We start from the raw sequence: 18,309 nt of genomic DNA on the forward strand, positions 1-18,309 counted from the left end.
GGAGACGGGCCGCCCTACCCGAAACCCGTGGTCCCCGCGCGCCGGGCAACACGAGGGGCATGCATATCAGGCAACCTGATTACCCGATGTGCAGGCCCGCATCCGAAGTACGGACTCGTTGCCTCGGCGCGCAGGGAATGAGGGAGCGTGATCCTAGATCAGCTCAGGCGGTACCACAGGTTATTCCACCAGTCGACGACCCGCTCCCACCAGGAGGCGTACCACGGCTTATCCGGCTTGGGCTTCACAGGCGTCGGCTTCGGCTTTACGGGCGTCGGCTTCGGCTTCACCGGCTTCGGCTTCGGCTTGGGCTTCACAGGCGTCGGCTTCGGCTTTACGGGCTTCGGCTTCACCGGCTGAGGTCCTGGACTCGGCTTTTCGGGTGCGGGAGTCGGGGGTGCAGGCACCACGGGTGCGGGAGTCGGCTTGGGCTCCGGAGTGGGTTTTGGTGCGGGCTTCTCCGGGGCAGGCGCGACGGCATCGAACGCCTTTTGGGCATCAATCAGCCCGGCGCCACACCCAAGTCCGCAGGCCACACCCATCGGCCTGGCGGAGGACTTCAGAACTTCCTTGATGCGAGACGGCGTCAGCTCGGGTGCCGCCGACTTCATCAGCGCGACGACCCCACTGACATGAGGCGAGGCCATCGAAGTTCCCTGGTACCAGCTGTAGACGGGCGCAGAGGGCGTCGTCGTTCCGGAGTTGAGCGTAGAAAGAATGCCGCCTCCCCGGGTTCGCACGTCGCCACCCGGTGCCATGATGTCCAGGGTAGATCCGAAGTTCGAGTAGTAGGCCAGCTCACCCTTGGCGTCACTCGCCCCTACCGTCACAATGTTGCTGCAGTTGGCCGGCGTGAACCCTGCGGCATCGGCCGTGCTGTTCCCTGCGGAGACGACCACAGTGGTCCCACGTGCAACGGCCCCGTTAACGGCGTCCTGGTAGATCCTTCCGCATTGTCCACGGCCACCCAGGGACATGTTGATGACCTGAGCGGGCTTATCGTTCATCGGGACGCCGGGAACCTTACCTCCGGAAGCCCACGTGATCGCATCGGCGATGTCGGAGGTCCACCCACCGCATTTGCCCAGAACACGCACAGGCTGGATCTTCGCATGGGGCGCAACCCCGGAGATCCCCTGGCGGTTGTTCTGTAGGGCGGCTATGGTTCCGGCGACGTGCGTGCCGTGCCACGAGGAGCTCTTGGGCTTATTGCCTGCCGTGCATTCGTTCGCGCCGTACCAGTCCCCTTGGTCATGAGGGTCAGAGTCTCTGCCGTCACCATCCCGAGCGGAACCAGGGTCGGAAATGAAGTCATAACCAGGAATCAAGTTGTCCTGGAGGTCCGGGTGATCGGTTATCCCCGTGTCCAGCACCGCCACGGTGACGTCCTTGCCCGTAGACCTCTCCCATACGCCGGGAACGTTCGCACCCCACTCGCCATGAAGGCCCCACAGGCTGGCGTAGAACTCGTCGTCGGTTGGTGCCGGAGTCTTCGGCGCGTCGGTGGCTTTCTGAACTTCGGACGTCTTCAGTGCGTCCTCGTCAATAGTCACCCGCGAATCCCGCTTGACGTAGTCGACGGCGGCATCGCTCTCCAAGGAGCGGATGAATTCGCCAGACTCGCGCTGGTCCAGTTTCTCTTCGGTGACGACGACGAAGCGGTTGTCGGCACCCTCGCGAATCTCAGTCGCTTCCGTGCCCGTGGACCGTTCCGCGTCGCTGAGGATCCGGTCACGCTCCTCAGCGGGGTGGTAGCCGTCTTTGTACTTGACGACGAATCTGTCGGCCTCGCCCTGATTCAGGTCGAGCCGGCTGTCCTCGATCAGCGCCTCCGCGGACGCGGACGAAGGGGCGTCGACGGCTCGGGCTGCGGTCGTCGCGCCCGTGGCCGCACCGAACGAGCCCGCGATCATGGTCGCGGCGGTCAGCGTGCATGCCCACCGGCGGGCAAACCCGGGGACGGCAATGAATGAACCCCTACGTTTTATCTTGTCCAAAGGGACTTTGTCAGAGTTTTGCATTTCTTATCCTCAGCTAAGTGATGACTGATGACGAAACCGCGGCGGAATACCGGACTGGTTCGCAGCGGTATCGGACGGACAGATAGGTTCGTCACGTCCAAAAAGAAAAGTACAACACTTGCAGAGAAAAGTTAAAATCAAAAGAATAGCTTTGGAATTATATCGGCATGAAACACAATTCGGGATATCGATGAGGACCGGGCGGCAGAAGGAAACGGCACACTCGCACGACCCCCAAACGCACAGAATCGACGTCCGTATTCGACTCTGGTGCGACGACTCCAGATCACCCGCGAGCTCGCGGAGCAGCTGTGGGGCAGGATCACTTCTGCCCAGGCGCGGACCCAGGGCGTCCACCGAGCGAATACTTCTGCGATCAAAGCCACCGCTACGGACACAGCATGCGGGCATTATGCCGGCAAGAATGTTTTCGACGGTTTCTTTCTCGCGTCTTCAAGGCAAATCATCCGGAGCAATGGGTGCTCAAAGGCGGGACCGCGATGTTGGCTCGGAAAGGCCGAAGAGCGGGCCCTTAGTCGATGAACTTCTCCGCCAAGTCCCGGGAGGCCTGCGTCAGCAATTGAACATCCGCGCCAACCAGTACGAATGACGCACCAGCGTCGAGGTATTTCTGCGCCTGCTCGTGGTTGAACGCGTTGACGCCGACCCTCTTGCCCGCGGCACGCACCTTGTCGAAGACCGACAGAACGGCCGCGGTGACGTCCGGGTGGGTCTGTTCTCCCAATACCCCCATCGACGCGGCCAGGTCCGAGGGGCCTACGAAAATCGCGTCCACCCCGTCGACCGCCGCGATCTCGTCGGCGTTGGCCACGGCGGTCTCGGATTCGATCTGCACGGTGAGCGAGATGGTCTCCTCCGCCCTACCGAGATATCCCTCAACGGCTCCCCACCGAGAAGCCCGGGCCAGGGCCGAGCCGACGCCGCGCACCCCGCCTGTGGGGTATCGAACGGCCTCGACGGCCCGCCGCGCTTCCTCGGCGGTATCGATCATGGGGACCAGAAGGTTTTGCGCACCCAGGTCGAGGAATTGCTTGATGAGCGCCGGATTCAGCTCGGGGACTCGAACCATCGGCGTCGTCGGATATGCAGCGAGTGCTCTGAGCAGCGAAGCGGTGGTTTCCAGCCCGATCGGAGAGTGCTCCCCGTCCAGCAGGACCCAGTCCAGTCCCGAGCACCCGGCGATTTCTGCCGCGACCGGGGAGCCCGAACAAACCCACATGCCCACAAGGGGCCGGTCCGCGGCGTCCAACGCGCTGGCGAAGGTTTCCGGAAGTTCTACACGAAACGGCATGTGATGGACCCCAAATCTCCGTAATCGGCATGAACGGTGTCCCCCTTCTCGACCCACATCGGGCGAGTGAAGGAACCGGCGAGGATGATCTCCCCCGCCTTGAGCAAATCCCCGTGTTCGGCGAGTTTCCGCGCGAGCCAGACGACGCCGGCCGCCGGATGGTTCAGCACAGCCGCCGCGACACCGGTCTCTTCGATCGTCTCGTTGCGGTACAGCATCGCAGAGACCCACCGCAGGTCCACGGCATCGGGGGCAACCGGGCGGCCACCTAGGACCATGGCGCCCAGCGCAGCGTTGTCGCTGATGGTGTCGACGATCGTGCGACCTTCCATCTCGACGCGCGAGCTCAGGACCTCCAGAGCCGGAGTCACGTATTCGGTAGCTCTGAGGACGTCGTAGATCGTGACGTCAGGGCCCTCAAGGTCCTCCTTGAGCACGAATGCGAGCTCGACCTCGATACGGACATTGGAATACTGACCGTGGTCGATCACCGTACCGTTCTCATAAACCTGATCGCCGAAGATCGCGCCATAATCCGGTTCGGTGATCCCGGTGGCCTGTTGCATGACCTTGGAGGTCAGGCCGATCTTACGGCCAACGAGTCGGCGACCCGCCTGCTCACCTCGACGTCGCCATTCGTTCTGGACGGCGTATGCATCCTCGACCGTCATATCGGGGAACCGAGCGGTCAGCCGCGGAATCATCCCGCGGGATTCCTCCGCCGAAGCGAGCTCGTCCGCGATCGACGTGAGCTGTTCGTTCTCGAGCATTTCTCTCCTTCGATGCATTCCGTGTCGATGCATTCCGTGGATGGTGCACGGGCTCCGCCGCCCGTGTATGTTGCCGGCGGCGGAGCCCCTCGGATCGAGTTTCTTTAGACTTGGTGCCCCAGTTTGAACCCCTTGGACGCCTGCCCACGGTAGGTGCCTTGTTCGTCGTCGGACCGCGTGTAGGAGAATCCGTCCGCGCCGATCGTCACGTCCATCTCCGACTTGTCGTCACGCTCACGGACTTCTTGCGGATTGCCGTCGAGGTCCAGAACCAAGGACGCCTCGGTGTACCACGAGGGCACAACGGGATTGCCCCACCAGTCACGTCGCTGGTTGTCGTGGACGTCCCAGTGGACCACGGGGTTGTCCGGGTCGCCGGTGTAGTAATCCTGGGTGTAGATCTCGATGCGGTGGTCATCCGGGTCAAGGATGTAGAGATAGAACGCATTCGACACGCCGTGGCGCCCTGGACCGCGCTCGATCCGGTCCGAAAGACGGAGGGCGCCCATCTTGTCGCAGATGTAGAGAATGTTGTGCTTCTCGTGGGTTGCGAAGGCCACGTGGTGCATCCGGGGACCGTTTCCGCCGGTCATGGCAGTGTCATGCACAGTCGCTTTGCGACGCATCCACGCGGCGTATTCGGTGCCTTCCGAATCCGAAATGTCCTCGGTGATCCTGAATCCCAAGCCTTCCATGTACCGGCATGCCCGCGGAACATCCGGCGTGACCTGGTTGAAGTGATCAAGCCGCACCAGCGCACCGGCCCCGTACAGGTCGTAACGCCATGCGAGACGCTCCACGTGCTCGACTTCGTAAAAGAATTCGTACGGAAATCCGAGCGGATCCTCCACGCGGACCGCGTCACCAATGCCTTTGACGAAGCCGTCGCGACGTCGCTCGGTACGGCAGCCCATTTCCTTGAAGTAGGCCTCGGCTTTGTCCACGTCCTCCGGCGTGCGCACACGGTAGGAGAAGGCGCGGACCGCGGCCACCGGACCCTGACGGATAATCAGATTGTGGTGGATGAACTCCTCCATGGACCGGAGGTAGATCACCTCGTCGTCTTCTTCCGTCACGACAAGGCCCAAGAGGTCTACGTAGAATTCGCGGGACTTCTTCAGATCGGTCACGATCAGTTCCATGTACGCGCAACGAAGGATGTCCGGCGCAGGGACCGAGGGGGTGGGAATCGGGTTATCGACTGTTTCTGTCATCTCAAGCGTCCTTGCTCTATCGATGGGTTGGTTGGGAGGCCGGGCGCACGTGCCAGGCCATTCGGGCGGCCGCAAGATCTGCGGCCGAAAAGGTCACTCGGCTTTGCCGAAGACCGGGTTGTGCACTTCACCGAGGTTGATGTGAACGGCCTGCTGGTCGGTGTAGAAATCGATCGAACGGTAACCACCTTCGTGCCCAAGACCGGAAGCCTTGACACCCCCGAACGGCGTGCGAAGGTCACGCACGTTGTTGGAGTTGAGCCACACCATCCCGGCGTCGACGGCCTGAGAGAAGTTGTGTGCCCGTTTGAGGTCGTTGGTCCAGATGTATGCGGCGAGCCCGTACTTGGTGTTGTTGGCCAGCTCCAGAGCCTCTTCCTCGGTATCGAAGGGGGTGATCGCGACGACCGGGCCGAAGATCTCTTCCTGGAAAATCCGCGCGTCCGAGGGGACATCCACAAATACCGTGGGAGCCACGAAGTTTCCTTCCTCGAAGCCTTCGGGACGGCCCCCGCCGGCGACCAAGCGACCCTCGGACTTGCCGAGTTCCACGTAGCTCATGACCTTTTCGAAATGCTCCGGGTGTACGAGCGCACCGACCTCGGTCGTGGATTCGGAGGGCAGGCCGACCTTGACCCGCTTGGCCTGTGCGGCGTAGCGCTCGACGAATTCGTCATAGACACCGCGCTGCACGAGAATACGAGAACCGGCGGTGCACCGCTCGCCGTTCAAGGAAAAGACGCCGAAGACGGTCGCGTTGATCGCGGCTTCCAGATCGGCGTCGTCGAAGACGACCGCGGGCGACTTGCCACCCAGTTCCATCGACAACCCCTTGAGATACGGTGCAGCGTTGGAGAAGATCAACTGGCCGGTCTTGGACTCGCCCGTGAAAGAGATCAGGGGGACGTCCGGGTGCTTGACGAGGGCATCGCCCGCATCTTCGCCGAAGCCATTGACCAGGTTGAAGACGCCCTCAGGAAGACCGGCTTCCTCGAAGATTCCGGCCCACAACGAGGCCGAGAGCGGGGTGAACTCCGCCGGCTTGAGGACCACGGTGTTGCCCGTCGCGATCGCGGGGGCGAGCTTCCAGGATTCCAGCATGAACGGCGTGTTCCACGGCGTGATCAGGCCCGCGACACCGATGGGCTTGCGATTGACGTAATTGGCCTGGCGTCCCGGGACCTTGAAGGCGTCGTCGTGCTGGGCAACGATCAGGTCCGCGAAGAAACGGAAATTCTCCGCGGCGCGCCGCCCTTGGCTCAAGGCCTGTGTGATCGGGAGGCCCGTGTCGTAGCACTCCATCTCTGCCAGCTGGTCGCCGCGTTCCTCCACGATATCCGCGATCTTGTTCAGAATTCGCGCACGTTCCCGAGGGAGCATCTTGGGCCAGGGGCCTTCGTCGAACGCCTTCTTCGCCGCGGCGACGGCGTCGTCGATATCGGCCTTCTTGCCCGCGGCTGCCGTGATGTACGGCTTGTTCGTGACGGGATTGATCACGTCGAAGGTCTCGCCGTCCTTGGAATCAACCGATGTCCCGCCGATGTAGTGGCGGATGGTCTCCGGAAGACCCTTCGGCTGGGCAGTGGATGTGGTGTTTTCGGTTGTCATAATGCTCCCTTCGATCAGGAATTCGTGGTGAAGTCTTCAGAATCTGCGGTCGATTGCTTGTTCTTCAGGTAGCTCGTCAGGGTGTTCTGACGGTGTCCGCGTGCCGCCCGCTCGATCTCCACACCGCTCGCCCCGTTCTCGATGAGTTCGAGCACGTGAGCATGTTCTTCGACGGATTCGCGAGCACGCCCGGGGACGAAGGAGAAGGTCGAATCTCGCAAGTGACCCAGTCGCTCCCATTCGGCACTGACCAATTCGGTGAGTCGCTCATTGGGGCACCGAGCGAAGAGAACCTGGTGGAACTCGTGGTTGGTCTGAGTGAATGCATGAGGATCGAAGTCGTCCAAGGAAGCCGCGAGGCGGTCATTGAGTTCGCGTGCTCGGCGAAGGTCCTCCGTGCCGAGGTTCGGTGCGGCGAGCGCGGTTGCCGCACCTTCCAGAATTCCCAGGGTCTCCATCGACGAGCGGTACCGGGATTCATCGACCATGGCCACCTGGGCGCCGACATTCCGCTGGAAAGTTACCAGGCCTTCCGCCTCAAGTTGCCGAATGGCCTCTCGTACCGGCACCACCGACATATCGAGTTGCTGGGCGATGGTGCTCAGGACGAGCCGATATCCCGGGGTGAATTCCTGCCGCGAAATCTTCTGTTTGAGCCACTGGTAAGCTCGCTGCGCTTTGCTCAAGCCGCTCGACGGCACCCGAGTCTCCTGGGTCTGGATCATGCGTGATCTTCCTGGTTAGTGGCGGAATCCTCACGGGAGGACAGCCATGTCTGGTACTGCTCTTTCCACTGTCCGACCGGCGGGAACAAACCGTCCACCGGATGGCCCTCGGCGACCCGTTCCGCGACCCAGGCATCCTGGGTCTCCTTGGCCTCGGCCCCGGACACCACGTCTTCGACCAAATCCCGCGGGATTACGATGACTCCGTCGTCATCCCCCACGATGACGTCGCCGGGTAGGACGGTCGCGTTGCCGCATGCCACGGCTACGTCGGATTCCCACGGAACGTGCTTTCGGCCCAGCACTGCCGGGTGCGATGCGGTTGAGAACACCGGCAGCCCGATGTCCCGGACGGCCGCCGAATCACGAACCCCGCCATCGGTCACCACACCTGCGGCCCCGCGGCTCTTGGCCCGCAGCGCCAGAATGTCTCCGAGGGTCCCCGAACCGGATTCTCCGCGTGCTTCGATCACGATGACCTCACCCGGACCGACGGCGTCGAACGCCTGCTTCTGAGCGTTGTAGCCGCCGCCGTGTTTTGTGAACAGGTCCTCGCGGGCAGGGACGAACCGCAGGGTTTTGGCCACCCCCACAAGCTTGCTTCCTGGGATCGAGGGGCGCACGCCCTCGATGCTGACCTGGTTCAGCCCACGTTGCCGAAGTTGGGCCGACAGACCCGCGGTCGGCAATTCAGCGAGTCGTTCCCGCAGGTCCCCGGGAAGTTCGCAAGAATTCGCCGGTTCGGGGAGTCCGGCCGCTTCGCGGGAGCCCCAAGCTTCTTCGCGCTGCTTGTCGTCCACGGAGGGCAGAGCGCCCAGGGTTTCGTCGAATTGGCCGGTTCCTTCGACAACGCGCGTCGACAACCGCCCGGAAGTGGGGGCACCGGAGGCGCTCGGCGCATCTACCTCGACCTCGACGACGTCGCCGGGCTTCACGACGCTCGATCCTGCGGGCGTTCCGGTCAGGATCACGTCGCCCGGGTCGAGCGTGACGTGCTGGGAAAGGTCGGCGACGAATTGCGCGAGAGGGAAGATCAACCGCTCGCAAGATGTGCCATCTTCTTGGACCAGGCTTCCGTTGACCCAGGTACGCACCCGGAGGGCCGTCGGATCCACCTGACGGGCATCGATCAGATCGGGGCCGAGCGGTGTATAACCGTCACGGCCCTTGTTGCGAAGGTTCGAGCCCTTGTCCACCGCGCGGTAATCGTAAATACCGAAGTCGTTGGAGGCCGTGACCGAGCCAACGTAATTCCAGGCTTCCTCGAGCGCCACATTGCGCGCCTGCCGGCCGATCACCAGGGCGATCTCGCCCTCGAAAGCCAAGAGCTCGGTTCCTGCCGGACGCTCGATCTCAGCGCCGGATCCGGCCAGGGAGCTCGCGGGTTTCATAAAATAGGAAGGATTCGCGGGACGTCGGCCTCGCTGTGCAGCGCGCGACTCGTACGCGACGTGAACCGCGATGATCTTGCCGGGTTGCACCGGCACCTCGGCGATGCCGCTCTCCTGCCGGTTCACTGCCTGCTCGGGGACCTCATACGGGGTGGACATCCAGCCTCCTCATTGATGCTTGATTCATGTCAGATCGTATATCATTTCAGATTTGGCAACAAGTACACCGCGTCACATTCGCAGTGGGATTCGGGGCCGGGGCGCCCGGCAGAGATGACACTACTGACGACCAGAAGCCTGCCATGCCGCGCAAAACCATCACCCCAACGGATCACCCACCCCGAACTGCGATCGTGAGACCTCGGTGTCTTCGACGTCTCATCTTGACCCGATGATGGGATCGTATATTATTCAAAATCATATACTTCGTATCCTGGATCACGTTACCTCCTGGATTACCACGCTGACACTCAGTGCCGTACCAATCCCGCACCGTAAGACAAAGGAGTCTGAGATGACGGCCCAACATGACCCAACCACCACGACGGCCGCACTGCGTACCGTCGAGCAAGCCAAGGAACAACGTCGTGTGATTGCCGGAACAGTGATCGGCACGAGCATCGAGTGGTACGACTTCTTCCTCTACGCCTCGGCCGCCGGGCTGGTCTTCGGCAAACTGTTCTTCGGACCGCTGGGCCCGCAAGCCTCCGTAATCGTGTCCTTCATGAGCGTGGGTCTCAGCTTTCTCTTCCGACCTCTCGGCGCATTCATCGCCGGTCACTTGGGCGACAAGTGGGGCCGCAAGCGAGTTCTGATGGTCACCCTGATCGGAATGGGAGCCTCGACCACATTGATCGGCGTTCTTCCGACGCACGCGAGCATCGGCGCCGCCGCCCCCATTCTGTTGATCCTTCTGCGCCTGCTCCAGGGCGTCTCCGCAGGTGGCGAATGGGGCGGAGCTGCCTTGATGGCCGTGGAACATGCTCCTGTGGATCGTCGCGGCCTCTACGGCTCGTCACCGCAGATCGGCGTCCCCCTCGGACTGCTCATGGCCTCGGGAATGCTGACCCTCATGACTGCCATCGCACCGGGCGATGCCTTCATGGAATGGGGATGGCGCGTTCCGTTCCTGATGAGCGTGGTGCTCATTGCCGTCGGATACTGGATTCGTCACGGCGTGGAAGAATCACCCGTTTTCACCGAAATCGCTGAACTCAAGGACGAGCGCAAGGCCCCCATCGGTGTTTTGTTCAAGAAGCACGGCCTCCTCGTCATTTTCGCGGCGTTGATCTTCGCGGGCAACAATGCCGCCGGATACATGACCACCGGTGGATTCATCCAGAGCTACGCGACGAATCCGGACGGCCCCCTCGGCTTCGAACGCGGCCCAGTACTTCTTGCCGTCACCGGATCCGCGGTCACGTGGCTGATCTTCACGCTCATCGCCGGTTGGGCGTCGGACAAGATGGGCAGACGCAACTCCTACATCCTGGGTTGGATCCTCCTCTTCGCAGGAATTGTGGCGCTCTTCCCCATCGTCAACACCGGAAGCATCGGAATGCTGTTCTTGGGCCTGACCATTCTGACGATTGGGCTCGGATTCACCTACGGACAGCAGTCGGCGACGTACACCGAGCTCTTCCCCGCCTCGGTGAGGTTCTCAGGAGTCTCGATCTCGTACGCGATCGGCGCGATCGTCGGCGGCGCCTTTGCACCGACCATCGCCCAAGCACTGCTGAACGCAACCGGCAGTACTCATTCCATCACCATCTACTTGTGCATCATGGTGGTCCTGGGAATGGTCGCAACGCTCCTGCTCCGGGACCGCACGGGCATTCCGCTGGGCCACGGCAGCGAAAAGGAGCAGTCGGTCAGCCCGCTCGTCTTCGCCAAGAAGTAACACCCGACGAGTCCCCGACACGCCCCGGTTTGCGAACACAACCGGGGCGTGTCGGGATCTGGGACCAGGACCTTCAATGCGGTCAGACTGCACGGCGTGGTTTAGTATCGCTCAGGTCACGTTTGTTGTCCCGGCACAAAGGCAGTTATCCCATGAGCACAGCATCCAGCGAAGGCACACACCTGACGCGAACTCTCACCCTCCCTTCGCTGGTCCTTTTCGGGCTCGCCTACTTGGCGCCCTTGATCGTTCTGGGCATCTTCGGCGTCATCGCCGAGACGACGGGTGGGGCGGCATCGTCCGCGTACCTCGTGGCCCTCGTGGCCATGATGTTCACCGCCCACAGTTACGGGCGCATGGCAATCGCTCACCCAGTGGCGGGTTCCGCATACACGTATGTGCGGCGCTCGATCGAGCCCCGCACGGGTTTCCTGGTCGGCTGGACCATGTTGCTGGATTACCTCTTCTTGCCACTGGTCATCTGGCTCATCGGCGGTTCGTACCTGACGGCACAGTTCCCGTCAGTACCGATCGGGATATGGATCGTGATGTATATGGCGATCACGACCGCGCTCAATATCCTCGGAATCAAGGTCGCCGACAAAGCCAATTTCCTTCTGATGGCCTTTCAGATGTTGGTCATTGTGATCTTCGTTGCGCTGTGCATCGCTTCGGTCGTCTCAGACCGGGGCGCAGGTTCGTTGCTCAGCGTGCAACCGTTCGTGAACTCGTCCACCAGCATTACCGCGATCACCAGCGGAGCAGCCATCGCAGCGTACTCTTTCCTGGGTTTTGACGCGATCACGACTCTCACCGAAGAAACGATCGAGCCGAAGAAGAACATGCCCCGGGCGATCCTCCTGATTGCCCTGATCGGCGGAGCGATCTTCGTCGTGGTTTCCTACGCCACGCAGCTGGTCCACCCCGGTGGCAGTTTCCCCGACCCCGACTCGGCCGCGAGCGACGTCGCCCTGCAGATCGGCGGCTCTCTCTTCGCGGCGATTTTCCTTGCCGGACTCGTGATCGCCCAGTTCGCGTCCGGTATTGCGGCACAAGCCAGTGCCTCGCGCTTGCTCTACGCGATGGGCCGCGACGGCACGCTCCCGAAAAAGATCTTCGGCCGGCTCAACAGCAAGTTCCACACCCCGGTCATCAACATCGTGATCACCGGTGTGATCGGTCTGGGCGGAATGCTGATGGACGTCGCGACCTCGACGTCGTTCATCAACTTCGGCGCCTTCATTGCCTTCACAGCGGTGAACGTCTCGGTGATCTTCTACTTCTTCAGGCAACGGCGCCAGGGTAGGCGCCACAGCGTCATTGCCTACGTCCTGCTCCCCATCATCGGGGCGGTCATCAGCATTTTCCTCATCACGCAGCTCGACGTCCATGCGCTCACGGTCGGCATCATCTGGTTCTGCCTCGGCGTCGTCGTGCTGGGGTTCATTACCCGAGGGTTCAGGCAGGCTCCACCGGATATGTCGGACATCTAGAGGTCCGCCGGGGGGGGTCTCCGCGAGAGTGCACCTCTTATAGGGTGAGGCCATGCGCAGATTCCTTCCGCTCTCCGCCCACATGCGTCTCCTGTATTCCCTGGCGCTGGGGGTTTTGGCGGCGTTCTTCACGACGCTTGGCGCGGACGTGAAATGGGGAGTCCTGGTGGGCCTGACCGTCGTGGCACTGGCTTTCGTGGCACTCAATGGGGCCATCCTGTGGCCCATGGACGCGGACCAGACACAACGGCATTCACTGCGCGAGCAGTACAACCCGGTATTGGAAGAACTCCTGATCACCATCGCCGCGGTCGTCAGCATGGTTGGAATGGTCATGGTCATGGTCATCGACGATTCGGGCCGCGGTTCCCTCGCAGCTCTCATAGGCTTGGCCGGGGTTTTTCTCTCCTGGGCGATGCTCCACATGATGTACACGACCCAGTACGCCCACTTCTATTTCAGCGGCGACAAGGCAGGGGGCCTGGATTTCGGGGAGCCCGGGAAACCTTGTTACGTCGACTTTCTCTACTTCAGTTTCATGGTCGGCATGACCTATGGAACCACCGACGTCGGAGTGATGACGAGAAGATTGCGCGCCATCGTGCTGCGCCACGGGCTGCTGTCCTTCGTTTTCGGTACCGTGATACTGGCAACCGGTGTGAGCCTCGTGTCCGGGATCTTCACCTAGGTTCGGCTGCCTGCCGAACCTCACATGCCCTGGGTAATGATGTCCAGGACGTCGTTGTAATGCACGCCCCCGGGCTTGAGGAATGAGCCGTGAGTATCTCCGGACATTAAATGAAGGCTCGCAAGGCCACCGCCCTGCTGGACCGCCTGGATGTACCGTTGCGAATTCTGCCAGGTGACCACCGAGTCCGCGGTGCCGTGGACCGCGGTCACGGGGATGCCCGTATCGATATTCTGTATGGGGTCGACCTCGGCATACCGGGAGGCGACCTGTGACGGGGGACCGCCCAATGCGTTGTACATGTCCTCGCCACTTTTCCTGGACGCGTAGGTCATGTCCAGAGGTCCGGACAGGGAGACAATCCGGTCCGGCCGGTACTTCGGCTGTCCGCCCAATCGATCCCTGTGGGCAGCGCCGCGGGTACTCGCCCAAACGGCCAGTTGGGCTCCGGCGCTGTGACCGACCACTTCCGATCGTCCGGACAGCTCCGCATGATTGTTCATCAATTGCGGTACGTAATCCAAGGCCGAGGAGACGTCGGTGAAGGTCGTCGGCCAGCCCCCGCCGGAACCGACGCGTCGGTACTCGATGTTGTAAACCGCCACGCCACGAGCCGCGATTGCTCGGGCGTATTTGCTGAATTTGTCCGCGCCGATGGAGTGATGCCATGCCCCTCCATGGACGAGAACGACCATGGGAACCGTCTTTTCTTTGTGAATCCCACCCGGTAGATACAAGTCACCCCAATTCTGGGACGGATCCGCCTGCCCCTGAACGGGGTAATTGATTCGTTCAATTTGCAGCCCGCTTCTTTCCGCCACGGGCTGCTCGGCCAACGCCACGGTGGAATTCTGAACACTCAGGTGAGGGGGTTCGTCGGATGAATGTGCCGTGCACGAGACGAGCAGCAGAACCACCACGAAAACAACTATGGTTTTTCCGGTTCGCACTTTCCACATGGTCACAGGCTGGTCGACCGCCACTAGGGTCCTTTCCACAAAAATCAGCGAACTGGTCCTCGGTACCCCTTCGCAACGTGTCCTGACGATGTCTTCGAACACGACCCGACTGATAGAGGTTACACTTCAGCCTAACTTCGATATAAACATCATTGACCGGCTACAAACGTTAACTTTCCGGCATAGGCCGGACAAATCAAGAATTTGGGGTATCTTCACTGGTAGTACCCAGGTTTTTCCGCCTCAATGGCCAAACTGTGAAGAGTCCACAATGAATTTCTCCCCACTGTCGAGGAGGATCACGCGCATAAGCGTCGCAACGGTCCTTGCCATCACCCTGTCGTGCGGCCCCGCTCCTGCAGTAACCGCTCCTGCCCGAGCCGTCGAGTCGGGTACCGCCGCAGCCACCGAAGTCACCCCCAAGGGACCAACGTTCAACGAAATCGCTCGGACCGTTTATATCCCGTCAGACGCCGGTGTGCGCTACTACATCGACGTCGCCGGCAAGAACATCACCAAAGAGGGTCTCCCCTACGCCAAACCCGGCACCTACACCGAGGACGAGGGCATAGCCCCCGGCGCCCCCATCACGGTAACTGCCAAATCAGCGGGCTCGGCGACCGTTCTGACCGGTACGACACGGTGGGAGACGACGTACCGAGATCGTCCCTCCTATTCTCTCGAGGCAGGGGACGAGTTCAACGACCCCTCCGCGCTGCCGTCGAGCCAATGGTCGGTCTACACGACCCGTGCTGCGAACCTCGGAAACAACGGGAACACCGTGTACACGCCGGAAAATGTTTCGGTCAAAGACGGAAACCTCGAGATCAGGACCGAGCGCCACTGCCTGGCCGGTTCGCAAGAGCCTTCGGCCCAAACCGTCAGCCCGGGCGGTGCCGTATGCCCCAGCGGAACCCGAACGGTATACACCTCGGGCCGGATCAATACGGACTTCATTTACAACGCGCCTTTCGAAATGGACGTTCGGGCGCGAATGTCGGATGACGTTGTCGATGGCCTCCACTTCGCGGCATGGATCCGCAACAACCAGCCGTATTGCACGCAAGCAGGGATCGAGAAATCGGCCATTTCGGAGCTGGACACCATGGAGGTGTTCAGCCAGCACTCCTACACAACCAATACCTCACATATCTCGTGCACCAAACAGGACGACGGAGGAAGCGGGACCAAGCGCGATGCCCACAAGCTCGATACCCAGATCGCAGGCGCATGGCACAACTTCAAAATGACGTGGGACGGGTACGCGATCCGGTATTACCTGGATGGTCAGCTGGTTCCCTCCAGCTGGGGTCAAACCCCCGAAACCACGAGTTCCACGGTAGGGATGAGCGACGAGGAGTTCCGCGCGACCCTGAACGAGAACCCATATCAGGCGATCATCGATTCGTTGGCTTTCCCGACCGACACCGGCTGGATCAACCCGCCCCGCGCCGATCGGCCGTTCCCTGCACGAGTGGACAAGGTCGACTACATTCGCATGTCGCCCCGCGAGGATGTCTTCCCCACCGGCGCCATCAAGTCCAAGTGGAAAGAATCCGCTTGGCTCGGAGAACCGGTGACGGGTGAACGCGATGCAGAAGTACCGGGATCCCGGGTCCAGACTTTCGAGAACGGGTTGGTCTACTGGTCCGAGAGCACGGGGGCTCACTCCGTCCGTGGCGGCATCAAGGGGTCCTATGAAGCCCACGGTGCGGCGGGCGGCCTGCTCGGCCTGCCCACATCGGATGAACGCCAGCTGAAGGGTGGCGCGTCGCAAAGCTTCCAGGGCGGTCAGGTCCACTGGTCGCCGAGCACGGGCGGACACGCCAGCGGCGGGGCCATCCAGGCGCACTGGGCAGGTCAGGGCTGGGAGAACGGTTGGCTCGGATATCCGACCAGCGATGAGTTCACGGGCCTCGCCGGAGGCGGAGCATCCCAAACTTTCCAGAACGGAACCCTCTTCTGGGACGCTCGCACAGGCACAGTACATCCTGTCAACGGTGCGATCCTCGGGCGATACGGTCAATATCAGTGGGAATCCGGAAAACTCGGGTATCCCCGCACCGGCGAGCAGAAACTCAGAAATGGAGCCTCCCAGGTCTTCGATGGGGGCCAGATCCACTGGTCGCCGAGCACGGGCGCACATGCCACCGGCGGTGCGATCAAGTCCTATTGGGCCGACTCCGGTTGGGAAAACGGGTGGCTCGGTTACCCGACCGGTGAAGAGTCCCCCACCGGCGACGGCGGGGTCCGGCAAACGTTCCAGCACGGAACCGTGACCTGGCACAGGGACCGCCCGATCACGGCCGAGCGCAGATAGGGCAGACAATCACAAGGCGGCCAGGAGCTCGAGGCTCCTGGCCGCCTGCTCATGAAGACGTGCGCCGTAGAGGACTAGACGTGCATGTGCCGGTCACCGGCCCCGCCCGTTTTCCCTTCGTCGCCGCTTTGCGAGGCAGCGGCTCCGGCTGATTGTGGCGATTCCGGGGCAGGCCGGCCCATCCCCAACATTTCTTCGACGTGCGGCGACGTCCTGCGTGATTCTTCGACGGCCTCGACGATCCACGTTGCTCGGATGCTATTGGTGATGCGGCAGTCCAGGACGTACGTCCCGTCCTCGCCACTGGCCACCCATTGCTCGAAGTCGGCGAGGTCGCCCAGGCTGCGAACGGTGCTCCCTCGCGCGCCGAGAGCCGCGAAGATCCCCGCGAAGTCGACATCGGGAATCAGCATGGGCTCCGGAGCCAATCCGCGCGCTGCATATTGATGCACCTCGGCTCCGTATCCGGCGTCGTTCAGGAAAACGATCACGCCGCGACGGGTCGTTCGCACGAAAGTCTCCGCATCTGCGATCCCCATGAGACCACCACCGTCCCCAGAGACCAGCACGGGAAAACGGTCGCCCGCGGCGGTCACGACACCAGCAGCCGAAGGGAAGCCCAACCCAATCGATTGGAATTGCGTGCCCACGGTGATGTGGCTGTCCGGCTCGGTAACGCGGAGATAGGTCAGCGGCCACTGCATGAAATGGCCCCCGTCCGTGAAGACCACGCGGTCCTCGGGCAGGACCTCATTAAGGCGGCTCATGATGCGTCGAGGATCGAGCCGGCCATCCGGTGCGATCTCGACCCCCTCGGTCCGCTCCTGGGCCTCGTCCGATGTGGGGGAACTGATCGGCTTGCGCCCGGAGACGCCCAACCGGTCGAGGTTCTCGCGAATCGAACGAACGGCGTCGCGGGAATCGGACCGGCAATACTGGTCCACCCGGGGGTTCGTGGCTTCGTCGGTGATACCAATCTGAATCACGCACGCCTTGTCCCCGAATGCATTCCCTAGAGCCATCGTGAACTGGTTGAGCCCCGCACCGACCACGAGGACGACGTCAGCCGCGGCGATCTCCCGGGCCGCCAACGGTGCGGAGAACCCGCCGCATACTCCGAGGTCACGATAATTGGGGACCCGGTCGGCCGCAACGGAGAAGTACCCCTGCGTCGGGACGGTCGTTGCGACGTCGGCCCCGAGGGCTTCCGCGAGCGAGCGGAGATCGGAACGAGCCTCCAGAGCCCCACGTCCGGCGAGAATCAGGGGACGTTGTGCGTCGGCGAGTGTGTGGGCGATCTTGGCCGCAAGCACCTGGTCGGCCCGAGGCAACGGCTCTGCCTCGGGGAGATCCGGAATGATTTCCCCCCGTTCGCCGATCAATTCAGGCGCGAGGTCGTAGGGGATCGCCAGGACGACGGGGCGCGAATTGCTGATCGCGTCCGCGAGCGCCTCAATGGTCACGCTGCCCGCGTCCTGCACCCCCACCGTGTATGTGGGCACGCCCATGGATTCGGCGGTCATGGTCTGGTCGATGTCCAACGGCCGCGGGCCTGTGGTCGGTTTGGAGCCCACGACCAGCACAAGCGGCATTTTGGCCAGCGAGGCCTCGGCCAAGGAGGTCAACGCGTTGGTGAACCCTGCCCCGTAGGTTGCGGTCGCAACCGCAACTTTGCGGGTCATCCGGTAATAGGCATCGGCCGAGGCCACAGTAGCGGTCTCGTGGCGAACGGGGATGGGCGGGACGCCCAGACGTTCGAGGGCATCAATGAAATAGGCGTTGCCGTTGCCCATGAGGCAGAAAAAATGATCGACATGGCGCGTCAGGGCGCGCGCAACCGTTTCGGATACGGATTGCATGATGTTCCTCCGGAACCACATATGAACTTGTAAGCCATATATGTCTCGC

General features: G+C 62.0%; 13 protein-coding genes. 4 read left to right on the plus strand and 9 right to left on the minus strand.

Annotation, left to right across the window (positions count from 1 at the left end; translation table 11 throughout):
• Positions 1 to 158 precede the first annotated feature (158 nt).
• The 7 genes from sake_RS12425 to sake_RS12455 form a co-directional block, all read right to left on the minus strand.
• Positions 159 to 2,021, minus strand: a complete 1,863-nt coding sequence (locus sake_RS12425) for a S8 family peptidase (protein WP_243155697.1) — start codon at positions 2,019 to 2,021, stop codon at positions 159 to 161.
• 532 nt (positions 2,022 to 2,553) lie between these two features.
• The gene (locus tag sake_RS12430; RefSeq protein WP_178946174.1) at positions 2,554 to 3,333 is read right to left on the minus strand and encodes an HpcH/HpaI aldolase/citrate lyase family protein; all 780 of its coding nucleotides are present in this window, start codon (positions 3,331 to 3,333) and stop codon (positions 2,554 to 2,556) included.
• Positions 3,318 to 4,103 carry a 2-oxo-hept-4-ene-1,7-dioate hydratase gene (gene hpaH, locus sake_RS12435; RefSeq protein ID WP_129360214.1) on the minus strand — a complete coding sequence of 262 codons (786 nt, stop codon included), beginning with the start codon at positions 4,101 to 4,103 and terminating at the stop codon, positions 3,318 to 3,320. The genes sake_RS12430 and hpaH overlap by 16 nt, the downstream gene beginning before the upstream one ends.
• A gap of 104 nt (positions 4,104 to 4,207) precedes the next feature.
• Positions 4,208 to 5,317, minus strand: coding sequence for a 3,4-dihydroxyphenylacetate 2,3-dioxygenase (gene hpaD / locus sake_RS12440; protein ID WP_129360213.1), 1,110 nt, complete (start codon positions 5,315 to 5,317; stop codon positions 4,208 to 4,210).
• A 93-nt stretch (positions 5,318 to 5,410) separates the two neighbouring features.
• The gene (hpaE, locus tag sake_RS12445; protein WP_178946175.1) at positions 5,411 to 6,925 is read right to left on the minus strand and encodes a 5-carboxymethyl-2-hydroxymuconate semialdehyde dehydrogenase; all 1,515 of its coding nucleotides are present in this window, start codon (positions 6,923 to 6,925) and stop codon (positions 5,411 to 5,413) included.
• A 14-nt stretch (positions 6,926 to 6,939) separates the two neighbouring features.
• Entirely contained in the window at positions 6,940 to 7,650 is a 711-nt protein-coding gene (locus tag sake_RS12450; RefSeq protein WP_129360211.1) for a GntR family transcriptional regulator, read from the minus strand.
• Positions 7,647 to 9,200 carry a fumarylacetoacetate hydrolase family protein gene (locus tag sake_RS12455; protein WP_178946176.1) on the minus strand — a complete coding sequence of 518 codons (1,554 nt, stop codon included), beginning with the start codon at positions 9,198 to 9,200 and terminating at the stop codon, positions 7,647 to 7,649. The genes sake_RS12450 and sake_RS12455 overlap by 4 nt, the downstream gene beginning before the upstream one ends.
• A 355-nt stretch (positions 9,201 to 9,555) precedes the next feature.
• On the opposite strand from sake_RS12455, the gene sake_RS12460 reads away from it, so the two are divergent.
• From sake_RS12460 to sake_RS12470, 3 genes are all read left to right on the plus strand, one after another.
• Positions 9,556 to 10,941 (plus strand): MFS transporter, encoded by a 1,386-nt coding sequence (locus sake_RS12460; protein ID WP_129360209.1) that lies wholly within the window; start codon positions 9,556 to 9,558, stop codon positions 10,939 to 10,941.
• 152 nt (positions 10,942 to 11,093) lie between these two features.
• Positions 11,094 to 12,434 (plus strand): APC family permease, encoded by a 1,341-nt coding sequence (locus sake_RS12465; protein ID WP_178946177.1) that lies wholly within the window; start codon positions 11,094 to 11,096, stop codon positions 12,432 to 12,434.
• 52 nt (positions 12,435 to 12,486) lie between these two features.
• Positions 12,487 to 13,122, plus strand: a complete 636-nt coding sequence (locus sake_RS12470) for a DUF1345 domain-containing protein (RefSeq protein ID WP_129360207.1) — start codon at positions 12,487 to 12,489, stop codon at positions 13,120 to 13,122.
• Positions 13,123 to 13,142: 20 nt separating this feature from the next.
• On the opposite strand, the gene sake_RS12475 is transcribed toward sake_RS12470, so the two are convergent.
• Positions 13,143 to 14,105: an alpha/beta hydrolase gene (locus sake_RS12475; RefSeq protein ID WP_165000997.1), complete on the minus strand. Its 963-nt coding sequence runs from the start codon at positions 14,103 to 14,105 to the stop codon at positions 13,143 to 13,145.
• 247 nt (positions 14,106 to 14,352) lie between these two features.
• Between sake_RS12475 and sake_RS12480 the strand changes: the two genes are divergently transcribed.
• Positions 14,353 to 16,401, plus strand: coding sequence for a family 16 glycosylhydrolase (locus sake_RS12480; protein WP_178946178.1), 2,049 nt, complete (start codon positions 14,353 to 14,355; stop codon positions 16,399 to 16,401).
• Between the two features lie 74 nt (positions 16,402 to 16,475).
• On the opposite strand, the gene sake_RS12485 is transcribed toward sake_RS12480, so the two are convergent.
• Entirely contained in the window at positions 16,476 to 18,260 is a 1,785-nt protein-coding gene (locus sake_RS12485; protein WP_178946179.1) for a thiamine pyrophosphate-binding protein, read from the minus strand.
• Positions 18,261 to 18,309: the final 49 nt, after the last annotated feature.

The organism is Kocuria sp. TGY1127_2, assembly GCF_013394385.1.
GTDB lineage: Bacteria > Actinomycetota > Actinomycetes > Actinomycetales > Micrococcaceae > Rothia.